21 protein-coding genes are annotated in these 24301 nt (G+C 51.5%); 18 read left to right on the top strand and 3 right to left on the bottom strand.

The window, feature by feature from the left end; all coding sequences use genetic code 11:
- The 8 genes from LKD71_RS09615 (at position 1) to LKD71_RS09580 (ending at position 10963) form a co-directional block, all read left to right on the top strand.
- Positions 1-693, top strand: coding sequence for a response regulator transcription factor (locus LKD71_RS09615; protein WP_227615244.1), 693 nt, complete (start codon positions 1-3; stop codon positions 691-693).
- Between the two features lie 43 nt (positions 694-736).
- Positions 737-2206 (top strand): sensor histidine kinase, encoded by a 1470-nt coding sequence (locus tag LKD71_RS09610; RefSeq protein ID WP_408610993.1) that lies wholly within the window; start codon positions 737-739, stop codon positions 2204-2206.
- 11 nt (positions 2207-2217) lie between these two features.
- Entirely contained in the window at positions 2218-3210 is a 993-nt protein-coding gene (locus LKD71_RS09605) for a GerMN domain-containing protein (RefSeq protein WP_227615243.1), read from the top strand.
- Between the two features lie 16 nt (positions 3211-3226).
- The gene (locus LKD71_RS09600; RefSeq protein ID WP_227615242.1) at positions 3227-5671 is read left to right on the top strand and encodes a ComEC/Rec2 family competence protein; all 2445 of its coding nucleotides are present in this window, start codon (positions 3227-3229) and stop codon (positions 5669-5671) included.
- On the top strand, positions 5658-6665 hold the full coding sequence (locus LKD71_RS09595; protein ID WP_227615241.1) for a deoxyguanosinetriphosphate triphosphohydrolase: 1008 nt from the start codon (positions 5658-5660) through the stop codon (positions 6663-6665). The genes LKD71_RS09600 and LKD71_RS09595 overlap by 14 nt, the downstream gene beginning before the upstream one ends.
- Before the next feature lie 76 nt (positions 6666-6741).
- The gene (gene dnaG, locus LKD71_RS09590; RefSeq protein ID WP_227615240.1) at positions 6742-8514 is read left to right on the top strand and encodes a DNA primase; all 1773 of its coding nucleotides are present in this window, start codon (positions 6742-6744) and stop codon (positions 8512-8514) included.
- 85 nt (positions 8515-8599) lie between these two features.
- Positions 8600-9292 carry a tRNA (adenine(22)-N(1))-methyltransferase gene (locus tag LKD71_RS09585; protein ID WP_227615239.1) on the top strand — a complete coding sequence of 231 codons (693 nt, stop codon included), beginning with the start codon at positions 8600-8602 and terminating at the stop codon, positions 9290-9292.
- A 3-nt stretch (positions 9293-9295) separates the two neighbouring features.
- Positions 9296-10963 carry a nucleoside kinase gene (locus LKD71_RS09580; protein WP_227615238.1) on the top strand — a complete coding sequence of 556 codons (1668 nt, stop codon included), beginning with the start codon at positions 9296-9298 and terminating at the stop codon, positions 10961-10963.
- 70 nt (positions 10964-11033) lie between these two features.
- Here the strand turns inward: LKD71_RS09580 and LKD71_RS09575 are convergent, their stop codons facing one another.
- Together LKD71_RS09575 and pyrB are read right to left on the bottom strand one after the other, a co-directional pair.
- The gene (locus LKD71_RS09575; protein WP_178046976.1) at positions 11034-11471 is read right to left on the bottom strand and encodes an aspartate carbamoyltransferase regulatory subunit; all 438 of its coding nucleotides are present in this window, start codon (positions 11469-11471) and stop codon (positions 11034-11036) included.
- Positions 11465-12385, bottom strand: coding sequence for an aspartate carbamoyltransferase (pyrB, locus tag LKD71_RS09570; RefSeq protein WP_178046977.1), 921 nt, complete (start codon positions 12383-12385; stop codon positions 11465-11467). The genes LKD71_RS09575 and pyrB overlap by 7 nt, the downstream gene beginning before the upstream one ends.
- A 208-nt stretch (positions 12386-12593) precedes the next feature.
- Here pyrB and LKD71_RS09565 point away from each other — a divergent pair, with 208 nt between their 5' ends.
- Positions 12594-13025, top strand: coding sequence for a PH domain-containing protein (locus LKD71_RS09565; RefSeq protein WP_227615237.1), 432 nt, complete (start codon positions 12594-12596; stop codon positions 13023-13025).
- An 88-nt stretch (positions 13026-13113) separates the two neighbouring features.
- On the opposite strand, the gene LKD71_RS09560 is transcribed toward LKD71_RS09565, so the two are convergent.
- Positions 13114-13536: a putative ABC transporter permease gene (locus LKD71_RS09560; protein WP_178046979.1), complete on the bottom strand. Its 423-nt coding sequence runs from the start codon at positions 13534-13536 to the stop codon at positions 13114-13116.
- A gap of 420 nt (positions 13537-13956) precedes the next feature.
- Between LKD71_RS09560 and LKD71_RS09555 the strand changes: the two genes are divergently transcribed.
- From LKD71_RS09555 to LKD71_RS09515, 9 genes are read left to right on the top strand one after another with little or no spacing between them, the layout of a single operon-like run.
- The gene (locus LKD71_RS09555) at positions 13957-15243 is read left to right on the top strand and encodes a bifunctional folylpolyglutamate synthase/dihydrofolate synthase (RefSeq protein ID WP_227615236.1); all 1287 of its coding nucleotides are present in this window, start codon (positions 13957-13959) and stop codon (positions 15241-15243) included.
- 27 nt (positions 15244-15270) lie between these two features.
- A complete protein-coding gene (gene folE / locus LKD71_RS09550; protein WP_178046981.1) occupies positions 15271-15825 on the top strand; it encodes a GTP cyclohydrolase I FolE in 555 nt (184 codons plus the stop codon).
- Positions 15822-16307 carry an HD domain-containing protein gene (locus tag LKD71_RS09545; protein ID WP_331466433.1) on the top strand — a complete coding sequence of 162 codons (486 nt, stop codon included), beginning with the start codon at positions 15822-15824 and terminating at the stop codon, positions 16305-16307. Before folE ends, LKD71_RS09545 begins: the two co-directional genes overlap by 4 nt.
- A 26-nt stretch (positions 16308-16333) precedes the next feature.
- On the top strand, positions 16334-17158 hold the full coding sequence (folP, locus tag LKD71_RS09540; protein WP_178046006.1) for a dihydropteroate synthase: 825 nt from the start codon (positions 16334-16336) through the stop codon (positions 17156-17158).
- Between the two features lie 10 nt (positions 17159-17168).
- The gene (gene folK / locus LKD71_RS09535; RefSeq protein WP_178046007.1) at positions 17169-18005 is read left to right on the top strand and encodes a 2-amino-4-hydroxy-6-hydroxymethyldihydropteridine diphosphokinase; all 837 of its coding nucleotides are present in this window, start codon (positions 17169-17171) and stop codon (positions 18003-18005) included.
- A complete protein-coding gene (gene pheA / locus LKD71_RS09530) occupies positions 17977-19107 on the top strand; it encodes a prephenate dehydratase (RefSeq protein ID WP_178046008.1) in 1131 nt (376 codons plus the stop codon). Before folK ends, pheA begins: the two co-directional genes overlap by 29 nt.
- 28 nt (positions 19108-19135) lie before the next feature.
- Positions 19136-20431 (top strand): ATP-binding protein, encoded by a 1296-nt coding sequence (locus LKD71_RS09525; RefSeq protein ID WP_227615235.1) that lies wholly within the window; start codon positions 19136-19138, stop codon positions 20429-20431.
- Positions 20432-20464: 33 nt separating this feature from the next.
- A complete protein-coding gene (locus LKD71_RS09520) occupies positions 20465-21985 on the top strand; it encodes a Ppx/GppA phosphatase family protein (protein WP_178046010.1) in 1521 nt (506 codons plus the stop codon).
- Positions 21986-22000: 15 nt separating this feature from the next.
- Positions 22001-24142, top strand: a complete 2142-nt coding sequence (locus tag LKD71_RS09515; RefSeq protein WP_227615234.1) for an RNA degradosome polyphosphate kinase — start codon at positions 22001-22003, stop codon at positions 24140-24142.
- Positions 24143-24301 lie beyond the last annotated feature (159 nt).

Raw genomic sequence — 24301 nt, 5'->3', positions numbered from 1 at the left:
ATGGCAAAGAAAGTACTGGTAGTGGATGATGAAAAACTGATCGTGAAAGGAATCCGTTTCAGCCTGGAGCAGGATGGAATGGAAGTAGACTGCGCCTACGACGGCGAGGAAGCGCTGAACATGGTCAAAGAGAAGGAGTACGATATCGTTCTTCTGGATGTGATGCTGCCCAAGCTCAGCGGCTTTGAAGTGTGCCAGTCCATCCGGGAATTTTCATCGGTGCCGGTTGTGATGCTGACTGCCAAGGGAGATGATATGGATAAAATTCTGGGACTGGAGTACGGCGCGGACGATTATATCACGAAGCCCTTCAACATCCTGGAGGTTAAGGCGCGGCTGAAAGCCATCATGCGCCGCACGGCGAGAAAAACGCCAGAGGAGACCAGAAGCAAGGTCGTGGAGGCCGGAGATCTCCGGCTGGACTGTGAGGGACGCCGGGTGAGCATCGCCGGAAAAGAGGTCAACCTGACGGCGAAGGAGTTTGATGTGCTGGAACTCCTTGTTTTCAATCCGAACAAGGTTTACAGCCGGGAAAATCTTCTGAACATCGTCTGGGGTTATGAGTATCCCGGCGATGTCCGTACCGTGGATGTACATATCCGCCGTCTGAGAGAGAAGATCGAGGCCAATCCCAGCGAGCCGAGATACGTTCACACCAAATGGGGTGTGGGCTACTATTTCCAGCAGACCTGATAAATAGACGAAAGAAGTAGAATAAAAAGGTCGGCGTTTTTCTATGCGCCGGCCTTTTCTTGACAGGGGAACGACAGTGAAAAAGTTTTTTAAGGGAAAATGGATTCGGCAGTACGGAAAGAGCCTGCAGTTCCGCATCTTTGTCATTTTTATGCTGGTGGGCATCATACCCATCATGCTGATCAAGCAGGGAATTCTGAGAAGTTTTGAGGAGCAGAGCATTACCCAGAGAGGGTCGCTGGTGCAGAATCAGTGTATCAGCCTGGCAGAGGAGCTGGTCCGCTCAGGCTATCTTCAGGGAAATACATCGGAGGTGGCGGAGATGGAGCTCTCGCAGCTGGCGGGGCTCTATAACGGCCGCATCGTCATTGTGAACAGCGGTTTCCGGATCATCAAGGATACCTATGGCCTGGATGAGAACAAGCTGATCATCTCCGAGGAGCTTTTGAAGTGTTTTCAGGGCTCGCGGACCATGCGTTACGACGAGGCCAGCGAGTTTATCGAGATGACGATCCCCTTGGAAAATGACGAGGATCAGGTGGAAGGCGTGCTGGTCATCAGCACTCCCACCAACGATATTCAGGAGAGCCGGTCGGCCCTGAGCCATAAGGTACTCCTTTTACAGATCGGTATGGCAGCGCTTGTTTTTCTGGCGGCCCTTTATACCTCCAAGCTTCTGATCCGTCCCTTCGGAAAAGTCACCCAGTCCCTCGACGAGATGACCGGCGGTTTCCTGGAGGAGGATATTTCGATTCCGGATTATACTGAGACCCAGCTGCTCTCCGAGGCCTACAACCGGATGCTGAAACGGCTCCGGGTGCTGGAGGATTCGCGACAGGAGTTTGTCTCCAACGTGTCCCACGAGCTGAAAACGCCCATCACTTCCATGAAGGTGCTGGCGGACTCCTTGATTTCCCAGGACGATGTGCCGGTGGAGCTCTATAAGGAGTTCATGACGGATATCGGCGAGGAGATCGACCGGGAAAACAAGATCATCAACGACCTCTTATCCCTTGTCAAGCTGGATAAAAAGGCGGCGGATCTTCACATTGAAGATAAAAATATCAACGAGCTTCTGGATCAGATCATCAAGCGCTTAAAACCCATCGCTGACAAGAAAAAGGTGGAGCTTGTCATGGAAAACTTCAAGCCAGTGGTGGCGCAGGTGGACGAGACAAAGCTGAGTCTGGCCCTTTCCAACCTTGTGGAAAATGCGATCAAGTACAACAAGGACGAGGGCTGGGTTCATGTTTCCTTAAATGTGGATCACAAGTATTTCTATGTCAAAGTGGAGGATTCCGGCATCGGTATTCCCGAGGAATCCCAGGAACATATTTTTGAACGCTTTTACCGGGTAGACAAATCCCATTCGAGAGAGATCGGAGGTACGGGTCTTGGTCTTGCCATCACGAGAAGCGCCGTTCTGATGCACCGGGGAGCTATCAAAGTATACAGCAAACTGGGAGAGGGTACGACCTTTACGGTCCGCATTCCTCTGATCCATGCAGAGTGAGGAGGCCTGATATGAAAAAAAGAGTATCTTTTCTGATGATTTTTCTACTGGCCCTTCTTCTGACCGGCTGTTCGGAGAAAAGCGGCGGTTCCACCCAGTATCAGGTGTATTATATCAGCACCTCCGGCACGAAGCTGGTGGAAGAGAGCTACACGCCGGAGAGTTCCACCTCACCGAGAGAGGTGACGGAGGAGCTTCTGGAAAAAATGGGCCGTCCCCAGGTGGGAAGCGACCATGTGAAAGCCCTGCCGGATGAGGTGAAGGTAGAGCACTGTGTCCTGAAAGCCCGGGAGGTGGATGTGGACTTCAACGAGGCCTACAACGATATGGACCCGGTTCGGGAGATTCTGGTCCGGGCGGCCTTTGTCAACACGCTGATTCAGGTCTCCAATGTGGAACAGGTGGTTATCACGGTGAATGGCGAAGACCTTGTGGATGAGGCAGGAGACGTGGTGGGAGGCATGACGGCGGAATCTTTCATCGATACGAAGGGCGACGGCATCAATTCCTACCAGAATGCCACCCTGTCCCTCTATTTCGCGGACAGCGACGGCAGCCTCATCGAGCGGGAGATGCGAAACGTCCACTATTCTTCCAATTCCACGCTGGAAAAGGTGATCCTGGAAGAGCTCATCAAAGGACCGGTGAATGCGAAGCTTCAGGCAGTTCTTCCGGCGGAAACTAAGGTCCTCTCGGTCCAGACGGAGGGGGGCACCTGTACGGTAAACTTTGATTCTGCTTTCAATGCGGCTCCCTCTTCAGAGTCCAATGTGACGGCGGAGACCAGCCTCTATGCTGCGGTGGATGCCCTCATAGATACGGCAGGTGTCAGGGAAGTTATCATCCAGATCGAGGGTTCACAGGAAACACTTTACCGGGATGAAATCGATCTCACGCAACCTTTTACCAAACGCGAAGACCTCATTCACCAGGTTGTCTCCAGTGAGAGCGATGTGCTGGAGCCCTCGGTGGGTGTGGATTCGCTGTGGAAGAGTTTCTTTTAATAAGAAAGGCGCTTATATGACAAAACGACCGCTTCTCTGGGCGTTTTTGCTGGTGGCTTTTCTGATTGGAGCGGCGGGGGCGCGGGGAATTCTTGCCCCACCGCCGCCGGCTCTCTCCGCAGGGGAGACGGTCACTCTGACCGGAACCGTGGAGGAGATTACAGAAAAGGAAAACAGCCGGCAGCTTCGTCTGTCTCATATTTATCTATCATCAGATCTATCTTATCAAAGACAGGTTCTTGTCTATGAAAATCAGCAAACAGAATTAAAAATTGGATATTGGGTAAAGGTTACGGGAACCTACGCACCGTTGGAGGAAGCGGCCAATCCGGGACAGTTTGACCAGAAGGCCTATTATGAAGCCCGTGGAATCGGCATGGTTCTGAAAAAAGCAAAGCTTATGATAATTGAGGCAAAAGAAAATTTCTTTTTTCAGAAGCTTTATGAACTGCGCTCTTTTTGGGCTCGTACGTTGGAAACGATCACAGGAAAAGAGGAAGCCGGGCTTCTTCAGGCTATGCTTTTAGGTGAAAAAAGTGGTTTAAAAAAAGAGCAGAAGGAGCTCTATCAGTCCGGCGGAATCTCCCATATTCTGGCGATCTCGGGTTTACATATCTCGCTGGTCGGCATGCTGCTCTATCAGTTTCTGCGGAAGAAAAAGAGAAGTTATCCTTTTTCGGCGGCGGTGAGCGGAAGTTTTATGGTGGTGTATGGCTTCCTCACGGGCTTTGGCGTGTCGGCGAAGCGGGCAGTGTTTATGTTTCTGGTGTATCTGGGGGCGGAAGTTTTGGGGGAGACCTACGATGTGGTGTCGGCGCTGGCGCTTGCCGGTATTCTGATTCTGGCGGAGCAGCCGCTACAGCTCTTTCAGTGTGGATTTCAGCTCTCGTTCCTCTCGGTGGGGGCGATGGCTCTGGTCTATCCGGCCATCCAGAAAAGGCTGGGATGGAAAAACAAGATGGCTTTGAGCCTGTTGTCCGGAGTTTCGGTGACGCTGGTTACGCTGCCCTGTACGCTCTACTGGTTTTATGAATGGATGCCCTATGCATTATTTTTGAACCTGATCGTGATTCCGCTGGTGCCGGTGGTGTTTCTGTCCGGGGCCGCGGGGATGCTGACGGGAGGAGTTTCCGTGATGGTGGGAATGTTCCTCGCCGGGGCTTCGGCGGGAGTGTTAAGGTTTTTCCAGACCCTATTGGAAAGAACAGAGGTGCTGCCCGGGAGCCGGGCGATCATCGGGCAGCCGGAATTGTGGAGAATTGGGGTGTATTATGTGCTGGTGGGGATAGCGGTGTGGGGAGGAAGACGCAGGAAAGCCGTGAGCTTAGAAAAATGTAGAAATTATGGAAATATAACAAAAAGTCAGATAGAATCAGAAAAAATTAGAAACCAGAAGCAATACAATAGAATGAAATCATTAAACATGCAAAGCGAAACTATACAGAAATGGAAAGAAAACACAGGTAATCAGAGACTGTATAGTGAAACAAGAGAGTTTGGAGGTCAGTCAGACCAAAGCAGATTTGAAAAATCAGATCAATCTGCGTCAATCGATTCACCTCAAAAATGCCACCATATCTGGCTCAGAATATTTCTTATAATTCTGTCTCTTTGCATCCTTTGCTTCCCAATCAATCGCCCCTCCGAAGTCACTTTCCTTGATGTCGGCCAGGGAGACGCGATTTTTCTTCGCACAGAACAGGGGATAACCTGCCTCATCGACGGCGGCAGCACGACCGTTTCCGACGTGGGAACTTATCGCATTCTGCCCTTTCTGAAAGCCAGGGACGTTTCAGCCCTGGACTATCTTTTCCTCTCCCATATGGATGCGGACCATATCAGCGGGGCAGAGGAGCTTCTGAAGGATCAGTTTCACGGCATCCCGATCCATAATCTCTGCCTTTCCGCCCTTCCCGAGGATGAGACCAGACTCCGCCTGGAAAAGGAGGCCAGGCGTTTCGGAACAAACCTCCTCTACATCAGTCGGGGCACGGTTTTTCAGGAAGAAAATGCAAAGATCCGCTGCCTTTCTCCTGCAAAAAATCAGAAAAAAGAGGACGAAAACGAAAACTCCCAGGTCCTTCTGGTGGACCTAAATGGCCTTCGCTTTCTCTTCACCGGAGATCTTGGCGAGGAAGGAGAGCAGGAACTTCTGGCTTCCGGGCTGGATCTGGAGGCCGATATCCTGAAAGTCGGTCATCATGGCTCCCGGTATTCGACGAGCGAAGCTTTTTTGCAGGCGGTCCGCCCGAAGCTTGCCGTGATCTCCTGTGCGAAGGAAAACCGCTACGGCCACCCCGCCCCGGAAACGGTTCAGCGCCTTGAGAGGGCAGGCTGCCGCATTTTTTACACGATGAAGAGCGGGGCCATCACCCTTTATCCGGCCGACGGAAAAAAGGGCTGGAAATTGGAACAGAAATTCGATAAAATAGAGAGAGGTGATTCACATGAACATTCGTGAGATGGCAGAACAGAGGGAAGCCGACTATTTAAGTCCCTACGCTTCCTTGAGCAGAAATTCCAGAGGAAGGGAGCGGGAGGAACCGCCCTGCGATATCCGCCCGGTTTATCAGAGAGATCGGGACCGGATTCTTCATTCAAAGGCCTTCCGGCGGCTCAAGCACAAGACCCAGGTCTTCCTTCTTCCCCAGGGAGACCATTACCGGACGAGGCTGACCCACACTCTGGAGGTGGCCCAGACGGCCCGGACCATCACGAGGGCTTTAAGGCTCAACGAGGATCTGGCGGAGGCCATTGCTCTCGGCCACGATCTTGGTCATACGCCCTTCGGCCACGCCGGGGAAGGGGCCTTAAATGAGATCTGCCCCTTGGGTTTTGCCCATTATGAGCAGAGCGTCCGCGTGGTGGAACTTCTGGAGAAGAAAGGCGAGGGCCTGAACCTGACCTGGGAGGTGAGGGACGGCATCCGGAACCACCGGACGTCGGGCCATCCTTCCACGATGGAAGGAAAAATCGTCCGCCTTTCCGATAAGATCGCCTATATCAACCATGATATCGACGATGCGGAGCGGGCAGGCATTCTTTCCGAGGAGGAGCTTCCGGAAGAGTTCTGTTTGCTTTTGGGCCACAGCACCCGGGAGAGGCTCAACACGCTGATCCATGACATTGTAAAAAACAGTTACGACAAGCCGGATATCCTCATGTCACCTGAGATTGCAGGAGCCATGCAGGGGCTTCGAAGTTTCCTTTTTGACCATGTGTACTATAATCCCGAGGCCAAACAGGAAGAGCGGAAGGCCCGGGAGATGATCCAGGAACTTTACCGCTATTATAACCGCCATGCGGATCGGATGCCGAAGGAATATCTGGAGCTGATTCATCAGAAGAATCAGCCACAGGAGCGAGTGGTCTGCGACTATATCGCGGGAATGACCGATCAGTACGCCATCGACCGGTTTGCGGAGATCTTTATTCCGAAGGCCTGGAGAGGCTAGTCGGTTCCCGGGTGAAAAAACTGGCAGCATAGAATCAGAAAGATACGGATACAACGGAAGGAGTGTAAAGACAGATATGTATTATGCAGAAGATGTGATCGAGGAGGTGCGGTCACGGAATGACATCGTCAGCGTCATTTCCGAATATGTAAAACTCCAGCGGAAAGGAAGTTCCTACTTCGGGCTCTGCCCCTTCCACAACGAGAAATCTCCCTCCTTTTCCGTAAGTCCGGATAAGCAGATGTATTACTGTTTCGGCTGCGGGGCGGGTGGAAACGTATTTACGTTTATTCAGGAGTACGAGAATTATTCTTTCCCGGAAGCTATGAAATTTCTGGCAGAGCGGGCTGGCATCACACTTCCGGAGAAAGAATACTCCCAGGAGGAACGACGGGCACAGGATCTTCGGACTCGCATCCTGAATGTGAACAAGATGACAGCAAAATACTATTATTACCAGCTTCGGACGGAGAACGGCCGCCAGGCCATGGAATACCTGAAAAACAGATGTCTCTCCGACGAGACAATCCGGAGCTTTGGCCTTGGCTATTCCAACAAATACAGCAACGACCTGTATCTTTATCTGAAAAAGCAGGGCGTCTCCGACGAGCTTCTGCGGGAATCCGGGCTTATGAATGTGGATGAGAGAAACGGTATGTACGATAAATTCTGGAATCGTGTCATTTTTCCCATTATGGACGTAAACAACCGTGTCATCGGCTTCGGCGGCCGTGTCATGGGAGACGGAAAGCCGAAATATCTGAACTCTCCGGAGACGGCGGTCTTTGATAAGAGCCGGAATCTCTATGGCCTGAACGTGGCCCGGACGGCCAGGAAAAAGAGCATGCTGGTCTGCGAGGGCTACATGGATGTGATTTCCATGCACCAGGCAGGCTTTAAGAATTCTGTGGCTTCCCTGGGAACGGCTCTTACCACCCAGCATGCCAGTCTTCTGAAGCGCTATACCGATGAGGTTATCCTGACCTACGACAGCGACGGAGCCGGCATCAAGGCGGCGCTTCGGGCGATTCCCATGCTGAAAGCGGCGGGGATATCCACGAGGGTTCTTCATATGAACCCTTATAAGGACCCGGACGAATTTATCAAGACGCTGGGTCCCGAGGCCTTCCAGGAGCGGATGGACCAGGCGGAAAACAGCTTTCTCTTTGAGATTTCCATCCTGGAGCGGGATTTTGATATGCACGATCCCGAGGGGAAGACCGGTTTTTACCAGGCGGTAGCCCGGAAACTCATGGAGTTTGACCAGGAGCTGGAGCGGGAAAATTATATCCAGGCTGTGGCGGAGCGCTACCAGATCAGTTTTGATTCCCTGCGGAAAATGGTAAACCGGGAGGCCATGCGGGGAGCAGTCCCCAGAAGAGAGCGGGAGGAGGTTGTCCGTCCCCAGAAAAAGCGGGAAAAAGAAGACGGAAAGAAGACTTCCCAGCGCCTTCTTCTGACCTGGCTTATTGAGCAGAAGGGGCTGTATGAAAAGATCAGCGCCTACATTACACCGGAGGATTTCACCGATCCCCTTTACCGTGAGGTGGCGGAGAAGCTCTTTGAGCAGCTGAAAACCGGGGAAGTGAATCCAGCGCGAATCCTGAGTGCCTACGAGGATGCGGAGCAGCAGCGGGAGGTGGCGGCTCTTTTTAACGCCACGGTTCGCGTGGAGACGAAGGCAGAGCTTGAAAAGGCCCTGAACGAGACGATTCTTCGAGTGCTCCGGGGAAGCATTGAGTACCGGACTGCTCATCTGGATCCGGCAGATATGGCCGGACTTCAGAAGATCGTGGCGGACAAGCGGCGTGTGGAGGCCATCGGAAAGTTGCATATTTCTCTTGACTGAGGGAAGACTTATCAGAGAGATATGGCAGGGAAGACCGGATGGAGCCGGAAGTAAAAGAGTTTTAGAATAAAGGAGAATACGATTCGTGCAGTTATCACAGCGTTTACTGGCAGTGGCCGATCTGGCTTCTGCCGGCCATTGTCTGGCAGATGTGGGTACAGACCATGGATACATACCCATTTATCTGATGGAAAAAGGAAACTATGAGCGGGCCATCGCCATGGATGTGAGAAAAGGGCCCCTTCTCCGGGCGGAGGAAAACAGGAAAAGCCACGGCTTTGAGGACCGGATGGATCTTCGTTTGAGCGACGGCGTCGCAGCCCTGCGGGAAGGAGAAGCCGACACCGTGGTCATCGCCGGTATGGGCGGCGGCCTCGTGATCCATATCCTGACGGAGGGAGCGAAGGTACTGAAGAGCGTGGAGACGCTGGTGCTCCAGCCCCAGTCGGAGTTTGCCAGAGTCCGGGATTACCTGGAGAAAAACGAATACCGGATCGAAGAGGAGCATATGCTTTGTGAGGATGGCAAATATTATGCCATGATGCGGGTGAAACACGGCAAAATGACGCCGCTTACGGAAATCGAGCAGAAATACGGCCCCGTGCTCCTGGCGAAAAAGGATCCGGTTTTGAAGGAATTTCTGGAAAGAGAAGAACGAAAATTTACGGAGATCCGGGAGCATCTGGCTCAGATGGAAGGAGAGAAAGCCGCTTTTCGGAAAAAAGAAGTGGAGAAAGAACTGGAAGACATTCGTGCAGCAAAAGAAAGGTTGGACTGAAAAATGAATGAGACAAAGCTGACAGTTACCATAGACGGAAACGCATATACTTATGAAAAAGGAACCCCTTATCGGAAGATCGCTGAGGATTTCAGGGAGACAAAAGACCACGATATCGTTCTGGTCACAGTGGACGGACGGCTCCGGGAGCTCCATCACACCCTGAAAAAAGACTGTGTGATCGATTTTGTGACCACAGCGGATAAGATCGGTGACAACGCCTACCGCCGGAGTATGCTTCTCATGATGCTGAAAGCCGTTTACCATACGGCAGGCCATGAGAATGTGGAGCATGTCCGGGTCCAGTTTGCCGTTGGAAACGGTCTTTACTGTACCATCGCCGGAAAGGTGGAGTTAAACGAGACTTTCCTCTCAGAGGTGGAGAAGGAGATGCAGTCTCTGGTAAAGCAGGCCCTTCCCCTGGAGAAGAAAAATATCCAGACCGATGAGGCCATTGCTCTCTTCGGCCAGTACGGCATGAAGGATAAGGAAAAGCTCTTCCATTACCGGAGAGTTTCCCGGGTGAACATTTACAATCTGGACGGCTTTGAGGACTACTATTATGGCTACATGGTGCCGGACACCAGTTATCTTCGCTATTTTAAGCTGCGTCTTTTTGACGAGGGCTTCGTGCTGGAACTGCCGGAACGGAAACATCCGGAAGAGATCGGTGAATTCCAGGCGCAGCAGAAGCTTTTTGAGGTGCAGAAGGAGACGCTTCACTGGAGTAAACTTCTTGGAATCACCACCGTTGGAGATATGAACGATTACTTTGTGAAGAAAGATATCGGAGAGCTGATCCTCATTCAGGAGGCCTATCAGGAAGGAAAGATCGCTGAGATTGCAGCTAGAATCGCAGCAAATCCCGGCAAGAAGATCGTCATGATCGCAGGCCCCTCTTCCTCCGGAAAAACGACCTTTTCTCACCGGCTTTCGATCCAGCTGGCGGCTCACGGCCTGAAGCCCCATCCAATCCCGGTGGATGATTACTTCAAGAACCGGGAGGATACTCCGAGGGATGAAGACGGCAATTATAACTTTGAGTGCCTGGAAGCCATCGATACGGAGCTTTTCAACCATGATATGAATGCCCTCATCCGCGGTGAGCGGGTGGAACTGCCCACCTTTAATTTTGTCACCGGAAAAAGGGAGTACAAGGGAAAATTCCGTCAGCTGGGCGAAAACGATATTCTCGTCATCGAGGGCATCCATTGCCTCAACGAGGCCCTGACCTATTCCCTTCCCAAGGAGAGCAAGTTTAAGATCTACATCAGTGCGCTGACTTCCTTAAATATCGACGAGCACAACCGGATTCCCACCACAGACGGACGGCTGATCCGCCGGATTGTTCGGGATGCCAGAACGAGAGGCACCTCAGCCAAACAGACCATCGCCATGTGGCCTTCCGTGCGCCGGGGCGAGGAAAATTATATTTTCCCCTATCAGGAGGATGCGGACGTCATGTTCAATTCGGCTCTTATCTATGAGCTGGCCGTGCTGAAAATGTACGCGGAGCCCTTGCTTTTCGGTATCGGAAAAGACGAACCGGAGTATCAGGAGGCCAAGCGCCTTCTGAAATTCCTCGATTACTTTGTAGGCATCCCCAACGACAGCGTGCCGGTCAATTCCCTTTTGAGAGAGTTCATCGGAGGCGGTTGTTTCAACGTATAAGAAGACAAAAATGCCGGTCAGGCAGAGGTTTTTCGGAACCCCGCCTAACCGGCTGTTTTTTTGTAAGATTTTATTTTTTACTTGAATGACGGTATTTCTCCTCGCAGTACTGGCAGCGGTAGATCTCTTTTTCCTCGTCTGCTAGGAAGAAGACTTGATCCAGTCCCTGCTCGATAGATGTGATGCAGCGGGGATTCTTGCAGCGGATCACATTGGTGATTTTTTTCGGAAGAGTAAGCGGTTTCTTGGCTACGATCTCGCCGTCACGAATGATATTTACGGTGATGTTGTGGTCGATGAAGCCTAAGACATCCAGATCCAGCATCTCGGGAGAACACTCCACTTTGATGATATCTTTTTTGCCCATCTTGTCGCTGCGGGCGTTTTTGATTATGGCGACGCAGCAGTCCAGCTCATCCAGCTTCAGATAACGATAGATTTCCATGCTTTTTCCGGCCTGGATATGGTCCAGAACAAAACCTTCATTTAACTGTCCTACACTTAACATACTTTCACCTCCAGAAGAGTCAGAATCAATGCCATACGAACATAAACGGCATACTGTACCTGTTTGAAATAAACGGCTCTGGGATCGTCGTCCACTTCCACGGCGATCTCGTTGACACGGGGAAGAGGATGAAGAATCAGCATATCAGAGGGAGCCAGTTCCAGTTTCTTCTTGTCGAGAATGTAGAAATCTTTCATCCGTACATAATCCTCTTCATTGAAGAAACGTTCCTTCTGTACACGGGTCATGTAGAGAACGTCAAGCTCCGGAAGAGCATCTTCCAGGCGGGTCACTTCTTTGTATTCGATATGTTTTTTATCCAGGACATCCTCACGGACGTAACTGGGAAGACGAAGCTCTTCGGGGGAGATGAGAACGAAACGGATGCCGGTGTAACGAACCAGGGCATTGATAAGAGAATGAACGGTACGGCCGAATTTCAGGTCGCCACAGAGACCGATGGTCAGATTGTTGAGACGTCCTTTTAAGGAACGGATCGTCAAAAGGTCTGCAAGAGTCTGGGTGGGATGCTGGTGGCCTCCGTCACCGGCATTGATGACGGGAATCCTGGATTTGGAAGCGGCTACCATAGGAGCACCCTCTTTGGGATGGCGCATAGCTACGATATCAGCATAGCAGGAAATGACGCGGATGGTATCGGCAACGCTCTCACCTTTAGAAGCAGAGCTGGAATCGGCCGAAGAAAAACCAAGTACAGACCCCCCGAGATTGAGCATTGCTGCCTCAAAACTTAAGCGGGTGCGTGTGCTTGGTTCATAGAAAAGAGTAGCGATTTTTTTACCATCACAGGCATGTGCGTATTTCTTAGGATTCATTTCAATGTCTTTTGCCAGGTCGAGGACTTGTTCTACTTCTTCCACAGAAAAGTCCAGGGGACTCATTAAATGTCTCATAGATATCTCCTTTGCTGTTTTGGATCCGGGCACGCCCGGAAGTGTTTTTACTATCATATACCAAAGAGAAAAGAATTTCAAGAATTGTTTTGGAATTTTCCGAACCATGTGCTATACTGGTTTTTGATTAGAGTAATGCTTAAATTCAATGTCAGACTGCAGCGGAGCAATTCGTAGGCAGGTGTAGTGGGAAGATAGGAGGAATTTTATGCAGTTTCAGGAACGGAAAAGATGGCTGTTTTTCGGCCTTCCCTTTACTTTTACGACTTATCGGGTGACAGAAGAATATATCACAGTGAAAAGCGGGCTGCTTCGTCAGAAGGAGGATGACTGCTACATGTATAAGATTGTGGACACCCGGCTCGTCCGGTCTCTGCCGGAGCGGTTCTTCGGCCTTGGCACGGTGGAGTGCTTCGGGGGAGATACGACGGATCCGGTACTTCACTTAAAACATATCCGCCATTCCAAGGAGATCAAGAACTTTATTCTTGCGGCTTCTGAGGAACAGCGCACGAAGAAAAAGACGCTCCAGACCCAGAATATCGGCGACCGGGGCCGCGGGCTTGCGCCCATGGATGTGGATGGAGACGGGATTCCGGACCTTCCGCCGGAGCATCACTGCGATCATTGCGATCATTAAGAAGACAAAAGAATCCGCTGGTTCCTGCTGAAGAAGACAGGCAGCGGATTTTTCTATTTTATGACTGGTTCGGGCGTATGGCTGGCTGTCAGGTTGCGGATCCGGAAGGACGGAGACTGCCCCCTTTTTTCGTGGAGTTCTGTACATGTTCGAAAAAGAGCCCGGCGAGCAGCCATAAAGGCGCATAATCCAGTCGGATGACGCCGTGGATGTTTAAGGGAGCATCGCCATAATCCCAGGGGCACCAGTTTTTCTTCTTTAAGAGGGAGCCGGTGAAAAATTCCACGAGGAAGATGCCGAGCATATAGAGATTTCCCCGGAAAAGGAGATTTTTCTTCCGGAGGAGTCTGGAGACGGGGCCGATGAAGGCCGCGCAGCCGTAGATGGGGAACATCCAGAGGGAAGAATGACCGGTGAGTTTAAAGTCCCGGCGCCGGAAGGAGTCGAGTCCGGTCCACAGAATCTCCATGCCCCAGCCCAGGATGCCGCATTGAATGAATGTTTTTCTCATGTGAAAAAGGATTCCCGGATTTTGAAAAATTATTCAGGACGTTCAGCACAGTAGGCCACAGTTCTTCGCTCCGCTTCGGTCGGTGATAAACGAGTCCCACCGGGACTCATCACCCCGTGCTTCGCACTATCGCTGCATTCGCAGCTTCTGCCTGAGGTTAATGGGTCTACATTCCATTTCGGTCCGCGCTAAACGAGTCCCACTGGGACTCAGCGCCGTTCCTCCCATTACAAAATGAAAATCCAGTCTATTGCAAACAAGTTTGCATAGCCTGTTTTTTCATTTTTGCAAATGCTCTGAACTGTTGATGTACTTTCTTCAATACAATGACTCCGAGCTTGAAAAAGCAGGGCGTTTATACTATAATAAATGTTTAACGAGGGAAGAAGAGAATTCCCTCTGAAAGAAGATTGGAGACAAATGAATTACGAAGAGGCAAGAGTATATTTAGACAATGTGACTAAATACGGAAGTGTACTTGGCCTGGATGCCATGAGGGAGCTTTTGAAACGCCTTGGGAATCCAGAAAAGGGACTGAAGATCATCCACATCGCGGGGACCAACGGAAAAGGTTCTGTTCTGGCCTTCCTGTCCACGGTGCTCACGGAGAGCGGATACCGGGTGGGACGCTATATCTCGCCGACGTTGTTTTCCTACCGGGAGCGGATCCAGGTGGATGGAGCATACATAGAGAAAGAGCCGCTGGCAAGGCTGGTCACGAAGATCCGGGAGGCTTCGGAATCCATGGACCGGGACGGCCTTCGCACGCCGACCGCTTTCGAGATCGAGACGGCGCTTGGTCTTCTGTATTTTGCAGAGAAAAAGTGTGACGCAGTGGTTCTCGAGACAGGTATGGGCGGAAGAGACGATGCCACCAACGCCATTGAGGAGGTTCTGATGGAGGTTTTCGCTTCCATCAGTCTGGATCACCTGGGCGTGTTGGGAAATAACCTCAGAGAGATCGCGGAGTGCAAGGCGGATATCATCAGGAAAAACACGCTGGTCGTTTCCGCTTTCCAGAAGGAAGAGGCGGCAGAGGTGCTGAGACGCACGGCGGCAGAGCGGAATGCGAAGCTTATCATGGTCGATCCGGGAAAAATTTCCGATGTGCGGTACGGCGTTGAGGAGCAGAGTTTTTCCTACGGAGAGGAAAAAGATATCCGTATCCATCTGGCAGGAGCTTATCAGATTGAAAATGCAGCCCTCGCCACGGAGGCTGTTCAGGGCTTACGAAGCCTTGGCTTTGCAATTTCCGGCGATGCCTTCCGAAGAGGAATGAAGAAGACCGTCTGGAGAGGCCGTTTTACCTGTATTCATAAAAATCCTCTGGTTTTTATGGACGGAGCCCACAATGAGGACGCGGCGAAGAAACTGGCAGCTTCCATAGAAACCTACTTCCCGGGAAAGAAGCTTTTCTACATCATGGGAGTGTTTAAAGATAAAGAATACGAGAAGGTCATCCTCATCACCGCGCCCTATGCGGCACGGGTGACGGCAGTGGAGACGCCTGGAAACCCAAGGGCGCTTCCGAGAGAAGAACTTAAAAAAGCCTGGGAGGTCCATCACGTTCCTGTGATGACAGCGGACTCCATTGAGCAGGCGGTAAAAGAAAATATAGAAACTGCGGGAAAAGATGAGGTCATCCTCATTTTTGGCTCCCTGTCATTTTTGGGAGAAGCGGAAAAAGCAGTGAAGGAACTTGGCTGAAAGGCAGCCGGAAGAAGGAGATTTAAAATGGATCAGGAAAAAATCAGAGAAGGCGTTAAACTAATCCTGGAGGGAATTGGCGAGGATACTGAAAGAGAAGGACTTCTGGAGACTCCGGACCGGATCGCCCGGATGTATGAGGAGATCGCAGGAGGCATGTATGAGGACGCAGGCGTACATCTTTCCAAACGCTTCCATGTAGATAACAACGAGATGGTAGTGGAGAAGGATATCACCTTCTACTCCCTCTGCGAGCATCATATGCTTCCGTTCTACGGAAAAGTCCATGTGGCTTATGTTCCCGACGGAACCGTTGTGGGCTTGAGCAAGATTGCAAGAACCGTCGAGGTTTTTGCCAGAAGACTGCAGCTTCAGGAGCGCCTGACAGCCCAGATCGCGGATGCTTTCATGGAACATCTGGCTCCCCAGGGTGTCATGGTTATGATCGAGGCGGAGCATCTCTGCATGACGATGCGCGGCATCAAGAAACCGGGAGCCCAGACGGTCACTGTGACCACCCGCGGTGTCTTTGACAACAATGAGAAGCTTCAGAATACCTTCTATCGGATGATCGGAAGATGATGGAGCGAGTGAATGGGATTCTGAAGGATCCATTATATCGTACCTGCCTCTCGAAGATTGCGCTCTTCGAGAGGGACAGGATCTTCTGCGGCCATGACATGGCACATTTTCTGGATGTGGCACGCCTGGCCTATATTTTTAATCTGGAAGAAAATTTGGGGATTGAAAAAGAAGAGATTTACACGGCGGCCCTTCTTCACGATGTGGGCCGTTTCGTGCAGTATGAGGATGGGACGCCTCATCAGCTGGCAAGTCTTCCTTTTGCAAAAGAGCTCATGGAGCGTTACGGCTACGAAGAAGAAGAGAAAGCGCGCATTTTACGGGCCATTGAGAATCACCGGAACAGAGCGATCCGGGAGGAAAAAAGTCTCACGGGAATCATTTACCGGGCAGATAAAATGTCCCGGAGCTGCTTTGGCTGTAAGGCGGAGAAGGAATGTGACTGGAGCCCGGAGAAGAAAAATCTGTGGATTGAATACTGAATAGAATAGATGGAGGAAACAAATCAATGAAGATCGGAAAGAAAGAGTTTGATCTTGAAAATCACTGCTATGTCATGGGAATCCTGAATGTGACCCCGGATTCCTTTTCTGACGGAGGAAAATGGAACCGGATTGATGCGGCAAAAAAGCACACCGGGGAAATGATCCGGGACGGCGCTGCCATCATCGATATCGGCGGCGAGTCCACGAGACCGGGCTATCAGAAAATCTCCGATGAGGAGGAGATCAGCCGTGTGGTTCCCATGATCGAGATGGTAAAAAAGGAGTTCGACGTTCCCGTATCCATCGATACCTATAAGAGCGGCGTGGCGGAGGCGGCCCTTCAAGCAGGAGCCGATCTGGTCAACGATATTTGGGGACTCAAGGCAGATGATAAGCTGGCCGGCATCATCGCGAAATACGATGCTCCCTGCTGCCTCATGCACAACCGGAACAACACCGACTACCAGGATTTCCGCAAAGAGCTTCTGGATGATTTGAGAGAGACTATCGCCATCGCGAAAAAAGCAGGTATCAAAGATGAGAAGATTATTCTGGATCCCGGTGTCGGTTTCGGAAAAACCTACGAGCAGAACCTTATGGCGATTCACTATATGGACGATATGAAGGCTCTGGGCTATCCGATTCTTCTGGGAACTTCCAGAAAATCCGTCGTTGGCCTGACCCTGGATCTTCCGGCTTCCGAGCGCGTGGAGGGAACCATGGTGACGACGGTCTTCGGCGTGATGGAGGGAGCTTCCTTCGTCCGGGTTCACGACGTGAAAGAGAATTTCCGGGCCGTTCAGATGACCGAGGCCATTCTCCATGATAAGAAATGGACTGTGGAGTAAGGAGGGCTTTATGGACAAGATACATATCAGAGATCTGGAGCTCTACTGCAAGCATGGCGTTTATCCGGAGGAGACCTTTCTGGGACAGAAATTTCTCTTTGATGTGACCCTCTATACGAATACGCGCCCGGCAGGCCTCACCGACGATCTGGAAAAATCCATCAATTACGGGGAGATCAGCAATCAGATCAAAGATTACATGAGCAAAAACACCTACAAGCTTCTGGAGGCTGCAGCAGAGAATCTCTGCCGGGAGCTTCTTCTGACGACGAAAGGCCTGGAGAAGATCCATCTGGAGATCAAGAAACCTTGGGCTCCGGTCAATCTTCCGCTGGATACGGTTTCCGTGGAGATCGAGCGGGGCTGGCACACAGCCTACATCGCTGTGGGAGCCAACATGGGCGAGACGGAGAAGACGGTTCAGGAAGCGATCAAAGAAGTAGGAACCATCAAAGACACCACGGTCACAAAAGTTTCCACCCTGATTGTGACGAAGCCTTACGGCGGCGTGGAGCAGGATGATTTCCTCAACGGGGCCATGGAGGTGCGGACCCTTCTCACACCGGAGGAGCTTCTTGCGGAGCTTCACCGCATTGAGGCGGAGCATGGAAGAGAGCGGGTGCTTCGCTGGGGGCCGAGAACGCTGGATCTCGATATCATTTTCTACGATGATCTGGTGATGGATTCCGACGAGCTCACGATTCCACATATCGATATGCAGAACCGTGATTTTGTGGTGGATCCCATGGCGGAGATTGCACCCTACAAGCGCCATCCCATTTATGGAAAAACGATGAAAGAGTTAAAAGGAGAATTACATGGAGAACTTATTGGAGCTGCGAAATGAGATTGACGCCATCGATAAGGAGATCGTGGGCCTTTTCCAGAAACGGATGAAGATCAGCTCCGAGGTGGCAGAATATAAAATCAGTACAGGAAAAAAAGTGTTTGACCGCGCCCGGGAGGAGGAAAAAATCCGGGCGGTGACAGAGCTGGCGGATAATGATTTCAACCGCCACGGCATCGAGGAGCTTTTCCAGCAGATCATGTCCATGAGCCGGAAGCTGCAGTACCAGCTTCTCGCCCAGAACGGCGTGGTAGGCCGGCTTCCCTTTATCGCTGTGGAAGAGATCGAGAAATCCCGGGTCCGGGTGGTCTTCCAGGGCGTGGAAGGAGCCTACAGCGAGGCGGCGATGAAAGCCTTTTTCCAGGATGACATCACTTCCTTCCATGTGGAGCACTGGCGGGATGCCATGGAGGCGATCGCCGAGGGTTCCGCGGACTTTGCGGTCCTTCCGATCGAAAATTCCACGGCGGGCAGCGTCAGCGATATGTACGACCTTCTGATGGAGTTTGAGAACTATATCGTGGGAGAGCAGGTGATCCGCTGCCAGCACAACCTTCTGGGTCTTCCCGATGCGGAGCTTTCCGATATCAAGACCGTCTATTCCCACAGCCAGGCGCTTTCCCAGTGCAAGGAATATCTGGGCACGCACCGGGACTGGAAACAGATTCCCATGGTAAATACTGCCATGGCGGCCAAAAAAGTGAAAGAGGACGGGGATAAAACCCAGGCGGCCATCGCCAGCGCCTATGCAGGAGAGAAGTTCGGCCTCAAAGTTCTGGCGGACAAGATCTACGACAACGAGGCCAATTCCACGAGATTTATCATCGTGACCAATCAGCGGATTTTCCGCTGGGATGCGAAGAAGATCAGCATTTCCTTCGAGGTGCCCCATACGAGCGGAAGCCTTTATAACATCCTGTCTCATTTCATTTACAACAATCTGAATATGACCAAGATCGAGTCTCGCCCCATTCCGGGCAGAAACTGGGAGTACCGGTTCTTCATCGATTTTGAGGGAAATTTAAACGACGGCGGCGTGAAAAACGCGCTCCGAGGCATCCGCGAGGAAGCAAATAATATGCGGATCCTGGGCAATTACTAAAGACAACAAGAGGAGTTTGAAAAAAGCTATGACAAGGATACATGAACTGATCGTATACCGTAATTTTGAAAACGGACAGATCCTCGAGGACATGGCCTGGATCTTTGACCACGCGGGCAGCGAATACTACAACGAGGAAGATCTTCGCGGTCTTTACTATGAGTGCATTCACGGCCTGGTGGATCTGGCAGGCACCTATGGCTTCGAGGGAAATCTCTGGCACACCTATCTGACCTACCTTCTGGTGAACAACGAAAATGCGTTCAGTACGGCCAGTGAGATCCGGGGAGAGATCAGCGGCAGCATCAACGAGCTTGCCTACCATGATTTTGAGATTTTCAAGGAGCTTTATGATTTTGATTTCGGGGCTGTGGAAAAAGCTCTCGAGACTTCCTGCTACGCCATGATCGCCGATTACAAAGGCTCCGACGACCAGGGAAAAATGTTCAACAAGCGCATCCGCGACCGGATCTGCGAGCTGAGCCGCCGATTGGGAAGCACCGAGTCTATCGACGAGTTCAAGAAGGATATGAGTGAGTTTTATAAGGATTTCGGCGTGGGCAAGCTGGGCCTTCACAAGGCTTTTCGCGTGGCTCACGACGAGGATGGCGTTCATATCGTGCCCATCACGAAGATCGCCCATGTACACTTGAGCGATCTCGTGGGTTACGAGGCGGCCAAGAAAAAGCTCATCGACAATACAGAGGCCTTCGTGGAGGGCCGGCCGGCCAACAACTGCCTCCTTTTTGGAGATGCGGGAACCGGAAAATCCACGAGTATCAAAGGTATTCTCAACGAATACTACGACAGAGGTTTACGAATCATCGAGGTTTACAAGCATCAGTTCCAGGATCTGAACGAGGTCATCGCTCAGATCAAAAACAGGAACTACCGCTTCATCATTTACATGGACGATCTTTCTTTTGAAGAATTTGAGATCGAATACAAATATCTGAAGGCAGTCATCGAAGGCGGTCTGGAACGGAAGCCGGACAATATCCTGATCTACGCCACCAGTAACCGCCGTCATCTGGTACGGGAGACCTTCAAAGACAAGGAGGACCGGGACGAGGAGCTTCACACAAACGATACCGTTCAGGAGAAGCTTTCCCTGGTATACCGTTTCGGTGTGACGATCTATTTCGGCGCGCCGGATAAGAAGGCATTCCAGAACATCGTGCGGACCCTGGCGGAGAAATATCACATCGATATGCCCGAGGAGGAGCTTCTTCTCAAGGCAAATCAGTGGGAGCTGAACCACGGCGGCCTCTCCGGACGGACGGCACAGCAGTTTATCGATTACCTCTGCGGTCAGAAAGCTTAAGCGACCTGCCATAAAAGGGAAAGGGGGATTTATATGCAGTATACATTGTTTGGAGCCATCGATATCGGCTCCTCCGAGATGGAATTGAAGATTTTTGAGCTTTCCAGGGGAAAAGGCATGCGGGAGATCGACTGCATCCGGAACCGTCTGGAGCTGGGAAAAGACACCTACGCCACCGGAAAGATCAGCACGGAGAAGCTCGAGGAGCTCTGCCTCGTGCTGAACGATTTCATCTCCATCATGAAAAGCTACAAGGTGGAGGCTTACCGGGCCTACACCACGAGTGCGATCCGGGAGGCGAAAAACCGGGTGATCCTTCTGGATTATCTGGAGAAAAAGACCGGCCTTAAGATCGAGGTGCTCGACAATGCCGAGCAGCGTTTCCTGGATTACAAGTCCATCGCAGCTCAGGCCAACGAGTTCAACCGGATTATCGAAAAAGGCACCGCCATCCTTGATGTGGGAGGCGGCAGCGTGCAGGTGTCCCTTTTTGACAAGGACAGCCTGGTTTCCACCCAGAATATCCGCATCGGAAACCTCCGTATCCGCGAGCGGGTGGCCGCCATGGAGCATATGTACGGCCATTTCGAGGAGCTGGTTCAGGAGCTGACGAGAAGCGAGCTTCAGAATTTCAAGAAAATGTATGTGAAGGACCGAGAGGTTTCCAACGTAATTCTGGTCGGTGATTATCTGGGAGGCCTTTCCAAAAAGCAGTCTGTTTCTCTGGAGGAATTTCAGACGATCTATGACGGTGTGGTTCATGTGGAACCCTCTGTGGCAGCAGAACGTTTCGAGCTGCCGGAGGAGAGCATTTCCCTGATTGTGCCGACGCTGATCATCTGCAGCGAGTTTATCTCCGCCATGGGAGCTGAGAGCATCTGGATGCCGGGCCTCAACCTCAACGACGGAAACGCCTACGATTATGCCCAAAGAAAACGCATCATCCGGGCTGGTCACAATTTCGACGAAGATATCCTCGCCTCTGCCAGAAATATCGCCAAGCGTTACCAGTGCAGCAAGAGCCATATCCGGATCATGGAAAATCTGGGCCTGCAGATTTTTGACCGCATGAAAAAGATTCATGGTCTCGGAAGCCGGGAGCGTCTTCTGCTTCAGATTGCCGTGATTCTTCATGGCTGTGGCAAGTATATTTCCCTCAGCGATCCGGCGGACTGTTCCTACCAGATCATCATGGCGACAGAGATCATCGGTCTTTCGAGAAAAGAGCGGGAGATCATTGCCTACATTGTCAAATTCAATACCACGGAATTTCCGTATTACGAGGAGCTGAGCCGGGAGACCGATCTCGACCGTTCCGAATATCTTACGGTGGCCAAGCTGGCGGCAATCCTTCGAGTGGCCAATGCCTGCGACCGGAGCCACAAGCAGAAATTTGAAAATGTCAAGGTAAGCCTGAAAGACAAGGAGTTGATCATTCAGGTGGATACGCCAGAGGACATCACGCTGGAGAGAGGACTTTTTACCGAGAAAGCAGCCTTTTTCGAGGAGGTTTTCAGCATCCGGACTTCGATTCATCAGAAGAAACATATATAAGGGGAGGGAAGAGCAATGGAAAAAGAACTGAGCATGTATATGGATCCGAGCTATTACACGAACCGGGAACTGAGCTGGATCAAATTTAACGAGAGAGTGTTAAGCGAGGCGAGAGACAAGAATCTGCCCCTTTTTGAGCGGCTGAAATTTTTGAGCATCACCGAGTCCAACCTGGATGAGTTTTTCATGATCCGCGTGGCTTCTTTAAAAGATATGGTCCATGCGGGCTATACGAAAAAAGACCTCGCGGGGCTTACGGCCTCCGAGCAGCTGGAGCTGATCTTAAAGCAGGCCCATGAGCTGGTGAATCAGCAGTATTCCACCTACAGCCGTTCCCTGCTTCCAGCGCTGAAACAGAACGGCCTGGAGGTTGTGGTGAGCCACGAGGATCTGACGAAAGAGCAGGGCGCCTTTGTGGACCGTTATTTTGAGGAGAACGTTTATCCGGTGCTGACACCGATGGCCGTGGATTCTTCCCGCCCGTTCCCGCTGATCCGGAACAAGTCTCTGAATATCGGGGCCCTGATTGCGAAAAAAGACGACCCCGAGAAAAAACTGGATTTCGCCACGGTGCAGGTTCCCTCTGTGCTGCCCCGTCTGGTGCATCTGCCTGACGGAAAAGACGGAGAGAAGCGGGTCATCCTTCTGGAGGAGATCATCGAGCGGAACATCGGCCAGCTTTTCCTCAATTACGATGTGATCTGCGCCGATCCCTACCGGATCATCCGGAATGCGGACCTCACGATCGACGAGGATGAGGCAGCAGATCTCTTAAATGAGATTCAGAAACAGCTGAAAAAGAGAAAATGGGGCGAAGTTATCCGTCTGGGCGTTCAGGACGGCATGGATTCCCGTCTCTTAAAGATCCTGAAAAAAGAATTCCATATTCAGGGCGACGATGTCTTCACTGTGGGCGGTCCGCTGGACCTGACCTTCCTCATGAAAATGTACGGAATGGAGGGCTTCGACCATCTGAAGCATCCCTCCTACAAGCCCCAGCCTGTACCTGCGATGATGAACGACGACGATATTTTCACCCAGATCCGGAGAGGGGATATCTTCCTCCATCATCCGTATATGACTTTCGATCCTGTGGTGAATTTCGTCAAGCAGGCGGCGAAGGACCCGGACGTTCTGGCCATCAAGCAGACCCTTTACCGTGTCAGCGGCAATTCTCCGATCATCGCAGCTCTGGCTCAGGCAGCAGAGAACGGCAAGCAGGTTTCCGTCCTTGTAGAGCTGAAGGCCCGCTTCGATGAGGAAAACAACATCATCTGGGCGAAGATGCTGGAGAAGGCAGGCTGTCATGTCATCTATGGCCTGGTGGGCTTAAAGACACACAGTAAGATCACGCTGGTGGTCCGCCGGGAGGAGGACGGCATCCGCCGTTATGTGCATCTGGGTACCGGAAACTACAACGATTCCACGGCGAAACTTTATACCGACTGTGGTCTTCTGACCTGCTCAGAGCCGATCGGAGAGGATGCCACAGCAGTCTTCAATATGCTGTCTGGTTATTCCGAGCCGAGAAAATGGAACAAGCTGAGCCTGGCCCCCCTCTGGCTACGGAATAAATTTATCAGCCTGATCCGCAGGGAAACCAGCAATGCAAGACAGGGAAAACCGGCGCATATCATTGCGAAGATGAACTCCCTCTGCGATAAGGAGGTCATCGCAGCTCTTTATGAAGCTTCCGCAGCAGGGGTAAAAGTGGAGCTGATCATCCGCGGAATCTGCTGTCTGAAAGTGGGAATTCCGGGGATCAGTGAGAACATCAGCGTCCGCTCCCTGGTCGGCAATTTCCTGGAGCACGCCCGGATCTTCTACTTCCTCAACAACGGCCAGGAAGAGATCTACATGGGTAGCGCCGACTGGATGCCCAGAAACTTGGATAAACGGGTAGAGATCCTCTTCCCGGTAGAAGACGCTTCCATTATGAAAGAGATCCGCCATATTCTTGATATCCAGCTGGCAGATAATGTGAAAGCGCAGATCCTTCAGCCGGATGGAACGTATGTGAAGATCGACAAACGCGGAAAGAATCTCGTCTGCGCGCAGGAATATTTTTGTGAAGAGGCGGTCGAAAGAGCAAAGGAACAGATGCCTGCAGAGGTGCACTCCGAGAGAGTGTTTGTGCCGGCAGAACCGATGGATTGAGTGAAAGAAAGATAAATAATGGTGCCCCGTATCTGAAAATCAGAATTTTCGGATACGGGGCATATTTTTTTGCAATTACGGCTCCTAGTGTGCTGTCTCATTGACTTTCAGTTAAATAACGCAGAATGTTTTTTCATCGACAAGGCGACTGAACGAGGC

Origin of the sequence: Fusicatenibacter faecihominis, assembly GCF_020686945.1 — a bacterium.
Classification (GTDB): domain Bacteria; phylum Bacillota; class Clostridia; order Lachnospirales; family Lachnospiraceae; genus Limivivens; species Limivivens faecihominis.
This window is presented reverse-complemented; position numbering and strand designations above follow the sequence as displayed.

Coding starts and splice junctions, on each gene's coding strand:
- folP (WP_178046006.1), top strand. CDS start 16,334: ATGAAGATCGGAAAGAAAGAGTTTGATCTTGAAAATCACTGCTATGTC.
- LKD71_RS09600 (WP_227615242.1), top strand. CDS start 3,227: ATGACAAAACGACCGCTTCTCTGGGCGTTTTTGCTGGTGGCTTTTCTG.
- pyrB (WP_178046977.1), bottom strand. CDS start 12,385: ATGAGACATTTAATGAGTCCCCTGGACTTTTCTGTGGAAGAAGTAGAA.
- folE (WP_178046981.1), top strand. CDS start 15,271: ATGGATCAGGAAAAAATCAGAGAAGGCGTTAAACTAATCCTGGAGGGA.
- LKD71_RS09615 (WP_227615244.1), top strand. CDS start 1: ATGGCAAAGAAAGTACTGGTAGTGGATGATGAAAAACTGATCGTGAAA.
- LKD71_RS09515 (WP_227615234.1), top strand. CDS start 22,001: ATGGAAAAAGAACTGAGCATGTATATGGATCCGAGCTATTACACGAAC.
- LKD71_RS09610 (WP_408610993.1), top strand. CDS start 737: ATGCGCCGGCCTTTTCTTGACAGGGGAACGACAGTGAAAAAGTTTTTT.
- LKD71_RS09560 (WP_178046979.1), bottom strand. CDS start 13,536: ATGAGAAAAACATTCATTCAATGCGGCATCCTGGGCTGGGGCATGGAG.
- LKD71_RS09520 (WP_178046010.1), top strand. CDS start 20,465: ATGCAGTATACATTGTTTGGAGCCATCGATATCGGCTCCTCCGAGATG.
- LKD71_RS09575 (WP_178046976.1), bottom strand. CDS start 11,471: ATGTTAAGTGTAGGACAGTTAAATGAAGGTTTTGTTCTGGACCATATC.
- LKD71_RS09565 (WP_227615237.1), top strand. CDS start 12,594: ATGCAGTTTCAGGAACGGAAAAGATGGCTGTTTTTCGGCCTTCCCTTT.
- LKD71_RS09525 (WP_227615235.1), top strand. CDS start 19,136: ATGACAAGGATACATGAACTGATCGTATACCGTAATTTTGAAAACGGA.
- pheA (WP_178046008.1), top strand. CDS start 17,977: ATGGAGAACTTATTGGAGCTGCGAAATGAGATTGACGCCATCGATAAG.
- dnaG (WP_227615240.1), top strand. CDS start 6,742: ATGTATTATGCAGAAGATGTGATCGAGGAGGTGCGGTCACGGAATGAC.
- LKD71_RS09580 (WP_227615238.1), top strand. CDS start 9,296: ATGAATGAGACAAAGCTGACAGTTACCATAGACGGAAACGCATATACT.
- LKD71_RS09605 (WP_227615243.1), top strand. CDS start 2,218: ATGAAAAAAAGAGTATCTTTTCTGATGATTTTTCTACTGGCCCTTCTT.
- folK (WP_178046007.1), top strand. CDS start 17,169: ATGGACAAGATACATATCAGAGATCTGGAGCTCTACTGCAAGCATGGC.
- LKD71_RS09595 (WP_227615241.1), top strand. CDS start 5,658: ATGAACATTCGTGAGATGGCAGAACAGAGGGAAGCCGACTATTTAAGT.
- LKD71_RS09555 (WP_227615236.1), top strand. CDS start 13,957: ATGAATTACGAAGAGGCAAGAGTATATTTAGACAATGTGACTAAATAC.
- LKD71_RS09545 (WP_331466433.1), top strand. CDS start 15,822: ATGATGGAGCGAGTGAATGGGATTCTGAAGGATCCATTATATCGTACC.